This window comes from Georgenia sp. G2120, assembly GCF_055326485.1.
Genome location: NZ_JBUZNL010000003.1, coordinates 277,475 through 286,478 on the forward strand (window position 1 = coordinate 277,475; position 9,004 = coordinate 286,478).

Here is a 9,004-nt window from a genome sequence, read left to right on the forward strand (position 1 = left end):
GAGCCGGTCGATGAGCGGCATGCCCCGCGTATCCGTCGGATACCGGATGCCGCCCGCCGCGGCGGCACAGCTCGACCCGCTCCCGGCGCTCACCCTGGTCCACGCCCCGCGTGGCTGGGGCAAGACCTCACTCATGGCGTCGCGCCTGTCGTCGGCGGGCGGCCATGGCGGCCCCGTGCACTGGGTGGCGGTGGGCGAGGCCCCCGTCAGCGGCAGCGACGTCGAGATCTACCTCGCCCAGCTGCGGGAGGTCGCCACCGACCCGACCGAGCGCCCGACCCTCGTGCTCGACGGGGTCGGTGAGCTCTCCCCGGACGCCGTCGGGGTCCTGCTCGAGACCGCCGAGGCGTGGGACGGGCCGAATCTCGTGCTCATGTCCCGCGACTCGCGCCCGCTGGTCACGCTCGCCCCGCTGGCGCCCGACTCCGTCATCATCACCGGGCAGCACCTGCGGCTCGACGCGGACCGGACCGTGGAGATCGGCCGACGGATGGGGGTGGAGATCAGCACGGAGCACGCCCAGCGCATGGTCGACGACTTCGCCGGCTGGCCCGGGCTCGTCCGCGGCGCCCTCTTCGGGGAGGTCACCGGTGGGTCAGGCGCCGCGAGCTACGACGTCCTCACCCGCCTGTCCGCCCACGTCATGACCGACTTCTCGGCGATGACCTCCGGGGGCTACGCGGGGCTCATGCTGCCCGAACGCATCACGAACTGGGTGACGGACGAGCTGTTCGGCGGGCTCGACGCCTCGTCCGTGGTCCGACGCGTCGAGGGCCTGGGGGTCGTGCGACCGGACGGCGACGCCTTCGTGTTCGCGCCGGGGATCCGCCGGATCGGGATGCGGGCGTTCCGGGAGTCGCACCCCGACCACCTGCGTGGCCTCGCCCGGAAGCTCCTCGAGCGGGCGCGTGCCGAGGGCGACGTGCGCGAGACCCTGCTGCTCGCCACCGAGGCCGGCGACTGGGCGGTGGTCCGCGGCGTCGTCCACGAGCACTGGGAGGCCCTCGTCCGCGACCACTGCGACGCCCTGCACTCGGTCGCCGTGCGTGCGCCGGAGTCGGAGGTGCGCGGGGACCCGAGGCTGCTCGTCGGCCGCGAGCTCCTCGGCCCGGGCCTCCCGCCGAGCTGGATGGGCGAGTTCATGGCCGCCCGGATCCCGGCGAGCCCGCCCGCGGCGTCGATGGGGCCGCTGCCGGCGGCCGGCGAGCGCGGCATCGACCTGCTCGACTGGCGCAAGACCCTCGCCCTCGTCGCGGTGTCGCGCCTGCGGGCCGCCGACGGTGTGACGGCGACGATCGCGGCGCACCAGGCGCTGAAGTTCACCCCCGGGCCCGACGACGAGACGCCCGTCTGGGCGAGCGACCGCGCCGTCGTGGCCGGGCTGTCGCTGGCCCTCACCCTGGTCGGCAACACGACCGCCGCGCTGGAGTGGGTCAGGCGCGTCGAGCGCCCCGGTGACGCGCCGGACGCGGGGGAGGTCGAGGGGGAGGGCCGCGCCCTGGTCGGAGTCGCGGGAGACCCCGCGACCGAGTCCGTCGTCGTCGCCGGCACGCTCGCCCGGATCGCCGACGAGCTCGACCGCCTCGGCCCCGTCGCCGCCGGGACGGGGCGCGGCGCGGAGGAGGGAGCCACGGACCAGGCGGACGTCGTGCGCAGGCTCCTCGACGCGACGACGGACGCCGGGCTGCAGGGCGGGCTCGTGCTCGTCCTCACCGGGATCGCGCTCCTGCGCGGTGAGGCCGCCCCGATGCTCGCGGAGGTCGAGCGCCGCGCGATCGTCGCCCGGTCGGCCACCGAGATCCCCGTCGCCCGCATCCTCATGCACAGCTCGGCTGCCGACCTCTGCCTCGCGCTCGGCCACACGACCGCGGCGGGCTCGTGGATCGACTCCGCCCACGCGGGCGCGTACGCATCGGTCCTGCTCGAGCCCGTCCGGGTCCGGCTGCTCCTCGCGCGCGGGGACGTCGCGGAGGTCCTGCGCCGGACCGAGACGATCGACGAGTCGGTGGCGCCGCGGTACGCGATCGAGCTCTGGCTGGGACGGGCCGCCGCCGCGAAGCGCTCCGGCCTCCTCTACGTCCTGTCCGAGGCGGTGAGGGAGGCGGTCGCGCTCGCCGTCGAGCACCGGATCGTCCGACCGTTCCTCATGCTGCCGGCGGACGTGGCGCCCGACATCGTCGAGCTCGCGGCACCGGCGCTCGGTGACCTCGACGTCCCGCTCCTGCACGAGCACCGCGGGGTCTTCCCGGCCCCCGAGGACGAGGTGCGACTGACGGCGCGCGAGCTGGAGGTCCTCACCGAGCTCGCCAAGGGCGCGACGGTGCCCGCCATCGCGCGGACCTACGTCGTGGCCCCGTCGACGATCCGGACCCACACCTCCGCGCTCTACCGCAAGCTCGGCGTCACGACGCGCGCCGCGGCGATCGAGCGGGCGCAGCGCCTCGGTCTGCTGCCGGGCACGGGCGACGACGCCTGAGCGTGGTGGTCGGCGGCGTCGGACCGGACGCCCCCGGACACCGTCTGGACGCCACCTGGACGCGATCCGGACCCCACTCTCGCACCGGGTCGACCGGAGTCCATGCGCCTCCCCCTCCACCTGCCGGTCGGCGCGGGCTTGACTGTGCGTGGGGCGCCGCAGACACGGTCCCCCGCCGGCCGAGGTCGTGCCGGCGGTTCCACGGCTGCAGGGAAGGGAAGGGCCCGGCAACCGTGCCCGGACGGACGTCTCCGGGCGGCGGGGGCCGTGCCGGACAGCGTCGTCCGAGGGGGTGGGGGCGCCGGGCGCCCCCACCCCCGCCCCGCACGGGTCCCCCGGTCGAGCGCCCCCGCGCCCGGCCGGGCCAGGGAACCCACGGGTCGAGCGCCCCCGCGCCCGGCCGGCCCGGGAACCCACGGGTCGAGCGCCCCCGCGCCCGGCCCGGCGGAGGCACGGCCGGGACCGGCGCCGGACGTGCGCTGGCTCACCGCGACGGGCAGTTCCGCGGCGAGGAGCGATGGCGTAGGATTGCTCGCTGGGCATAGTCGTGTCTCGGCACGGCTGTGCGACCGCGCGGCGCGGTCGTACCACCACCCACGACGTGAGCGGAGCACATGGCGAAGAAGGACGGGGTCATCGAGATCGAGGGAAGCGTCGTCGAGGCGCTCCCGAACGCGATGTTCCGGGTTGAGCTGAGCAACGGGCACAAGGTCCTCGCTCACATCTCGGGCAAGATGCGTCAGCACTACATCCGGATCCTCCCCGAGGACCGGGTCGTGGTCGAGCTCAGCCCGTACGACCTCACCCGCGGCCGCATCGTCTACCGCTACAAGTAACCCATCCACATCTCGAGCGTCGACGCCGCCCGAGCCCGATCCGGGCCGGCGGGCGAGCGACGATGAAGGAAGCGCCATGAAGGTCAAGCCCAGCGTCAAGAAGATCTGCGACAACTGCAAGGTGATCCGTCGCCACGGTCGCGTCATGGTCATCTGCGACAACCTTCGTCACAAGCAGCGCCAGGGCTGATCCCCTGGAAGTCGGCCGTACCCGGCCGGCGACATTCCGACAGCACGCCGCGCGCGTGCCACCCCCGGTCCGGAGGCCGGGGCCCGCAGCAGGCGGGAGGTCGGGGTGATCGGACCTCCGGAACGATCGAGGAGAACTCGAGTGGCACGTCTTTCCGGCGTCGACCTCCCCCGCGAGAAGCGGCTTGAGGTTGCGCTCACCTACATCTACGGCGTCGGCCGTACCCGTGCGGCCAAGGCGCTCGAGGCGACCGGGGTCAGCCCGGACCTGCGCGTCAAGGACATGACGGACGCCGACCTCGTCGCCCTGCGCGACTTCATCGAGGGCAACTACCAGATCGAGGGTGACCTGCGGCGCGAGATCGCCGCGGACATCCGTCGCAAGGTCGAGATCGGGAGCTACCAGGGCATCCGCCACCGTCGCGGCCTTCCTGTCCGCGGGCAGCGCACCAAGACCAACGCGCGCACCCGCAAGGGCCCGAAGAAGACCGTGGCCGGCAAGAAGAAGACCAAGTAGCGACACCCGACGGCGCCCGCCCCGCGGCGTGAGCGCCTCCCCGATCACCCACCCTCGCGAGAACGGAACCACCCATGCCTCCCAAGGCTCGTACCTCGACGGCCGCGCGTCGTCCGCGTCGCAAGGAGCGGAAGAACGTCTCCGCCGGCAACGCCTTCATCAAGTCGACGTTCAACAACACGATCGTCTCCATCACGGACCCGTCCGGCGCGGTCATCGCCTGGGCGTCGTCCGGCCAGGTCGGCTTCAAGGGCTCCCGCAAGTCCACGCCGTTCGCGGCGCAGCTCGCGGCCGAGGCGGCCGCCCGCCGCGCCCAGGAGCACGGCATGAAGAAGGTCGACGTCTTCGTCAAGGGCCCCGGCTCCGGCCGTGAGACCGCGATCCGCTCGCTCACCGCGACGGGTCTCGAGGTCGGCTCGATCCAGGACGTCACCCCGCAGGCGCACAACGGCTGCCGCCCGCCGAAGCGCCGCCGGGTCTGAGACACCGCACCCCGGTGCCGCGGGCGGGGACGAGCGCGCGTCGTTCGTCGTCGTCGGCGGTACCGGGGTCGACCGCCCCCCTGGGGCGGTCTGCCGCACGACCCGCGCGGACGGACCGAGTCCGCGCGGCCCTGCGAGGCGTCATATAGCGGACGCCCGCGCGAAAGGAATGATCGACCGTGCTCATCGCACAGCGCCCCGTTCTCACCGAAGAGGTCGTCGACGACCAGCGTTCGCGCTTCGTCATCGAGCCCCTCGAGCCCGGCTTCGGCTACACGCTCGGCAACTCGATGCGTCGCACCCTGCTCTCCTCCATCCCCGGTGCCGCCGTCACGTCGATCCGCATCGACGGCGTGCTGCACGAGTTCTCGACCGTGCCGGGTGTCAAGGAGGACGTCTCCGAGATCATCCTCAACATCAAGAACCTCGTCGTCTCCTCGGAGAACGACGAGCCCGTCGTCATGTACCTGCGCAAGCAGGGTTCCGGCACGGTGACGGCCGAGGACATCACGCCGCCCGCCGGAGTCGAGGTGCACAACCCCGAGCTGCACATCGCCACGCTCAACGACAAGGGCAAGCTCGAGATCGAGCTCACCGTCGAGCGCGGCCGCGGCTATGTCTCCGCGCAGCAGAACAAGTCGATCGACGCCGAGATCGGCCGCATCCCGGTCGACTCGATCTACTCGCCGGTGCTCAAGGTCAGCTACAAGGTCGAGGCGACCCGTGTCGAGCAGCGCACGGACTTCGACAAGCTCGTGGTCGACGTCGAGACCAAGAGCGCGATCACCCCGCGCGACGCGCTGGCCTCGGCCGGCAAGACGCTGGTCGAGCTGTTCGGCCTCGCGCGCGAGCTCAACGTCGAGGCCGAGGGCATCGAGATCGGCCCGTCGGCGATGGACACCGAGCTCGCCCAGGACATGGCGCTCCCGATCGAGGAGCTCGGCCTGCTGTCGCGCTCCTACAACTGCCTCAAGCGCGAGGGCATCCACTCCGTGGGCGAGCTCGTCGCCCGCTCGGAGGCGGACCTCCTCGACATCCGCAACTTCGGCGCGAAGTCGATCGACGAGATCAAGGAGAAGCTGCAGACGCTCGGCCTCGGTCTCAAGGACAGCCCCGCGGGCTTCGACCTGGCCCAGCACCGCGGCACCGAGGCGGACGACGACTACGGGGACATCCGGTTCTCCGCCGAGAACCCCGCCTGATCCCACCGCCCATCGCGCACCGTATTCACTCAAGGAGTCATCATGCCCAAGCCCGCCAAGGGTCCGCGTCTGGGTGGTAGCCCGTCGCACGAGCGCCACATGCTCGACAACCTCGCGCAGTCCCTGTTCGAGCACGGCAGCATCACGACGACGGTCGTGCGCGCCAAGCGCGTCCAGCCGCTGGCCGAGCGCCTCGTCCAGTTCGCCAAGCGCGGCGACCTGGCCTCGCGCCGCCGGGTGCTGACGCACCTGTCGGACAAGAGCGTCGTGCACACACTGTTCGCGGAGACGGCCCCGAAGATGGCCGACCGCGACGGCGGATACACGCGCATCACGAAGGTCGGCAATCGCAAGGGCGACAACGCCCCCATGGCGGTCATCGAGCTCGTCCTCGAGCCGGTCTCGCCGAAGCAGGCCGTCGTCAAGGAGGCCACGAAGGCTGCGCAGAAGGCGGCCCCGGCCGCCGAGGCGCCGGCTGCCGAGGACACGAGCTCGGGGGACACGAGCTCGGAGGAGACCGCCGTGGAGGTCCCGACCTCCGCCGAGTCGATCGAGGCCGATGCCGGCGACACCGCCGACGTCGAGGCTGTCGAGGCCGATGCGCCCGCAGCCGAGGCGACGGAGGTGGACGCCGACGAGGCGACCGACGGCGAGGCGACCGACGGCGAGGCGGACGCCGACAAGGCCTGACGCTCGGGCTCAGCAGAGACGCCGGAGGGCGGACCACCGATGGGTGGTCCGCCCTCCGGCGTTCGAGCGTCGTGGACCGGCGGGTGTGCCCGCACGACGACGGCCGCGACGCCGGAGCGCCGCGGTCGTCGACCGCCCGTGCCGGCGGAACCCCCTCAGGAACCACCGCTTCCGGCCGGTGGCGACCGGGGACCCCTCAGACCCCGGTCGCGGCACGCGCGTGGCTCGCGGCCACGGGCGTGGTCAGTCGCCCGAGTCGGCGCTCGGGGCCGAGTCGGGGGAGTCCGGGGAGCTCGCGCTCGGGGCGGAGGCCGGGGAGTCGGCCGACCAGCCCGAGTCTGCCGAGACCGGAGCCGGACGCGGCGCGGGGGCAGGCGCGGGAGCCGGTGCCGGGGCGGGCGCGGGACGGGGAGCCGGTGCGGGCGCGGGGGCCTGCTGGCGCGGCGCGGGGGCCGGCGACGGTGCCGACGGCGCGGACTGCGCCGAGGCGGGCGACGGGGCCGGCGCCGGGCTCGCGGCCGAGACGGCCGAGGCCTGGCTGGGAGCGCTGACCGTGCTCACCGCGGTGCGCGTGCTGTAGGCGGACTCGGGCAGCGCGAGGCGGCCCGGGCCGAGCAGCTCGACGCGCGGTGCCGACGGCGCGGACGGTGCCGAGGAGGGCGACGGTGCCGACGGGCCGGACACGGTCTGCCGCTGCGACGCGGGGGTGCGGTCCGCGGGTCGGTCGTCCCGGTCGTCGCGGTCGTCGGCGACGGCGAGCGAGCCGCCCGCGATGATGGCCACGGCGGACAGGGTGCCGGTGGTGATCCACAGCTTCTTGCTCATGATCTCTCTCCTTCGTCGGCCGTCCGGGGGGACGGGGTCTCTCGATGACCTGAACTCTGCCGAAGCGATCGGTGAAGACCGGGAGAGCGATGTGAAGGTCCCCTCATCTCGTGGTGGAGGCGTTCATCCGGCGCCAGAGACCCGTGCGTGGTCGCGCGGGCACGGATGGGTGGGGCGGCCCCCGACTACCCTGCTCGGGTGGAGAGCGAACCCCCCGTCGACCCGGTGCGCGTCCGCCTCGACCTCGCCTACGACGGCACGGACTTCTCCGGCTGGGCGGCGCAACCGGGCCTGCGCACCGTCGAGGGCGAGCTGACGGCGGCACTGACCACGGTGCTGCGCGTGCCGGGTCTGAGGCTCACCGTGGCGGGGCGGACCGACGCCGGCGTGCACGCACACCACCAGGTGGCGCACGTCGACGTCCCTCGCGAGGCCTGGGACGCCGTCCCCGGACGCTCGGGCCGCACCCCGGGCGAGGCCCTCGTCGCGCGCCTCGCCGGTGTCCTCGCCAAGGCGGCGGGCGGACCGCGCGGGAGCAGCGACGTCGTCGTGCGGGGTGCTGCACCGGCCCCCGACGGCTTCGACGCACGCTTCTCGGCCACCTGGCGCAGCTACCGGTACCGCGTGAGCGACGCGGCGGCCACCCGCGACCCCGGGCGGCGCGGCACCGTGCTGTGGCACCCGCGCCCGCTCGACGAGCGAGCGATGGCACGGGCGGCGACCGGCCTCGTCGGCGAGCACGACTTCCTGTCCTACTGCCGCCCCCGGGAGGGCGCGACGACGATCCGCACCCTCGAGTCCGCCGCCGTCGAGCGGGCGGCGAGCGGCGCGGACGCCGGGCTCCTCGTGCTCTCCGTGCGCGCCGACGCGTTCTGCCACTCGATGGTCCGCTCGCTCGCCGGCGCGCTGCTGGCCGTGGGGGAGGGGCGGCGCGACCCGGGGTGGCCCGCGGAGGCGCTCGCGCTGCGGAGCCGGACGGCGGGCGTCGACGTCGCGCCGGCGCACGGGCTCACGCTCGAGGAGGTCGGGTACCCGGACGACAGCCGGCTGGCCGTGAGGGCGGCGGCGGCCCGGCGGGTGCGGACGCTGGAGGAGTAGGCGTGGTGTCCACCGTCACGACCTCTGCGAGGTGCGGGGTCTCCCGCGCCCGGCGCGGGTGGGCTACCCTGGGGAGTCGTCGTACGTCCCTCGTGCGCCCGGTGCCTCCCACTCGCCGGAGCCGCGCCGAGGATGACCGCGGCACGAAGCAACCGACCATTGGTGGTGGCGCCCACGAGCGCCGCACCCGTTCGTCAAGAACGCCGACAGTAGTAGTGAGGCATACGCCCGTGCGCACGTACACACCCAAGCCCGGCGACATCACGCGGCAGTGGCACGTCATCGACGCCACCGACGTGGTCCTGGGCCGTCTGGCCTCCCAGGTCGCCACCCTGCTCCGTGGGAAGCACAAGCCGACCTTCGCCCCGCACGTCGACGGCGGTGACTTCGTCGTCGTCATCAACGCCGACAAGGTCGCGCTGACCGGCGCCAAGCTGGCGGACAAGAAGACCTACACCCACTCGGGCTTCCCGGGCGGGCTCAAGTCGACCACCTACGTCGAGATGCTCGCCAAGCACCCGACGCGCGCCGTCGAGCGCGCCGTGCGCGGGATGCTGCCGAAGACGACCCTGGGTCGTCAGCAGCTCGACAAGCTCAAGATCTACGCGGGCCCCGAGCACCCGCACGCGGCCCAGCAGCCGCAGCCGTTCGTCATTGACCAGGTCGCTCAGCAGCCCGCCAAGGCCTGA

Annotated in this window: 10 protein-coding genes; 9 read left to right on the plus strand and 1 reads right to left on the minus strand. The window is 73.6% G+C overall.

Translation table 11 applies throughout. The annotated features are described in order from the left end of the window. The first annotated feature begins 10 nt into the window (after positions 1–10). The 7 genes from ACZLMO_RS05255 to rplQ all read left to right on the plus strand — a co-directional run bounded on the left by ACZLMO_RS05255 (position 11) and on the right by rplQ (position 6,392). The gene (locus ACZLMO_RS05255) at positions 11–2,476 is read left to right on the plus strand and encodes a LuxR C-terminal-related transcriptional regulator (protein WP_425713558.1); all 2,466 of its coding nucleotides are present in this window, start codon (positions 11–13) and stop codon (positions 2,474–2,476) included. 614 nt (positions 2,477–3,090) lie between these two features. Next, positions 3,091–3,312, plus strand: a complete 222-nt coding sequence (gene infA, locus ACZLMO_RS05260) for a translation initiation factor IF-1 (protein ID WP_043501486.1) — start codon at positions 3,091–3,093, stop codon at positions 3,310–3,312. Between the two features lie 76 nt (positions 3,313–3,388). Beyond that, positions 3,389–3,502, plus strand: a complete 114-nt coding sequence (gene rpmJ, locus ACZLMO_RS05265; RefSeq protein WP_100421663.1) for a 50S ribosomal protein L36 — start codon at positions 3,389–3,391, stop codon at positions 3,500–3,502. 141 nt (positions 3,503–3,643) lie between these two features. Beyond that, positions 3,644–4,018 (plus strand): 30S ribosomal protein S13, encoded by a 375-nt coding sequence (rpsM, locus tag ACZLMO_RS05270; RefSeq protein ID WP_425713557.1) that lies wholly within the window; start codon positions 3,644–3,646, stop codon positions 4,016–4,018. Between the two features lie 74 nt (positions 4,019–4,092). Beyond that, positions 4,093–4,500 (plus strand): 30S ribosomal protein S11, encoded by a 408-nt coding sequence (gene rpsK / locus ACZLMO_RS05275; RefSeq protein WP_425708312.1) that lies wholly within the window; start codon positions 4,093–4,095, stop codon positions 4,498–4,500. Positions 4,501–4,679: 179 nt separating this feature from the next. Further along, the gene (locus ACZLMO_RS05280; RefSeq protein WP_425713556.1) at positions 4,680–5,702 is read left to right on the plus strand and encodes a DNA-directed RNA polymerase subunit alpha; all 1,023 of its coding nucleotides are present in this window, start codon (positions 4,680–4,682) and stop codon (positions 5,700–5,702) included. A 42-nt stretch (positions 5,703–5,744) separates the two neighbouring features. After that, positions 5,745–6,392, plus strand: a complete 648-nt coding sequence (rplQ, locus tag ACZLMO_RS05285) for a 50S ribosomal protein L17 (protein ID WP_425713555.1) — start codon at positions 5,745–5,747, stop codon at positions 6,390–6,392. Positions 6,393–6,635: 243 nt separating this feature from the next. Here the strand turns inward: rplQ and ACZLMO_RS05290 are convergent, their stop codons facing one another. After that, positions 6,636–7,217, minus strand: coding sequence for a hypothetical protein (locus ACZLMO_RS05290; RefSeq protein WP_425713554.1), 582 nt, complete (start codon positions 7,215–7,217; stop codon positions 6,636–6,638). Between the two features lie 165 nt (positions 7,218–7,382). Between ACZLMO_RS05290 and ACZLMO_RS05295 the strand changes: the two genes are divergently transcribed. Both ACZLMO_RS05295 and rplM read left to right on the plus strand, forming a co-directional pair. Continuing rightward, a complete protein-coding gene (locus ACZLMO_RS05295) occupies positions 7,383–8,315 on the plus strand; it encodes a tRNA pseudouridine synthase A (protein ID WP_425713781.1) in 933 nt (310 codons plus the stop codon). A gap of 230 nt (positions 8,316–8,545) precedes the next feature. Further along, on the plus strand, positions 8,546–9,004 hold the full coding sequence (gene rplM, locus ACZLMO_RS05300; RefSeq protein WP_425713553.1) for a 50S ribosomal protein L13: 459 nt from the start codon (positions 8,546–8,548) through the stop codon (positions 9,002–9,004).

What these genes read in the sequence shown, in the direction of transcription:
- infA (WP_043501486.1), top strand. Translation starts at nt 3,091, where the DNA reads ATGGCGAAGAAGGACGGGGTCATCGAGATCGAGGGAAGCGTCGTCGAG.
- rpmJ (WP_100421663.1), top strand. Translation starts at nt 3,389, where the DNA reads ATGAAGGTCAAGCCCAGCGTCAAGAAGATCTGCGACAACTGCAAGGTG.
- ACZLMO_RS05295 (WP_425713781.1), top strand. Translation starts at nt 7,383, where the DNA reads ATGGGTGGGGCGGCCCCCGACTACCCTGCTCGGGTGGAGAGCGAACCC.
- ACZLMO_RS05290 (WP_425713554.1), bottom strand. Translation starts at nt 7,217, where the DNA reads ATGAGCAAGAAGCTGTGGATCACCACCGGCACCCTGTCCGCCGTGGCC.
- rpsK (WP_425708312.1), top strand. Translation starts at nt 4,093, where the DNA reads ATGCCTCCCAAGGCTCGTACCTCGACGGCCGCGCGTCGTCCGCGTCGC.
- rplQ (WP_425713555.1), top strand. Translation starts at nt 5,745, where the DNA reads ATGCCCAAGCCCGCCAAGGGTCCGCGTCTGGGTGGTAGCCCGTCGCAC.
- ACZLMO_RS05255 (WP_425713558.1), top strand. Translation starts at nt 11, where the DNA reads ATGAGCGGCATGCCCCGCGTATCCGTCGGATACCGGATGCCGCCCGCC.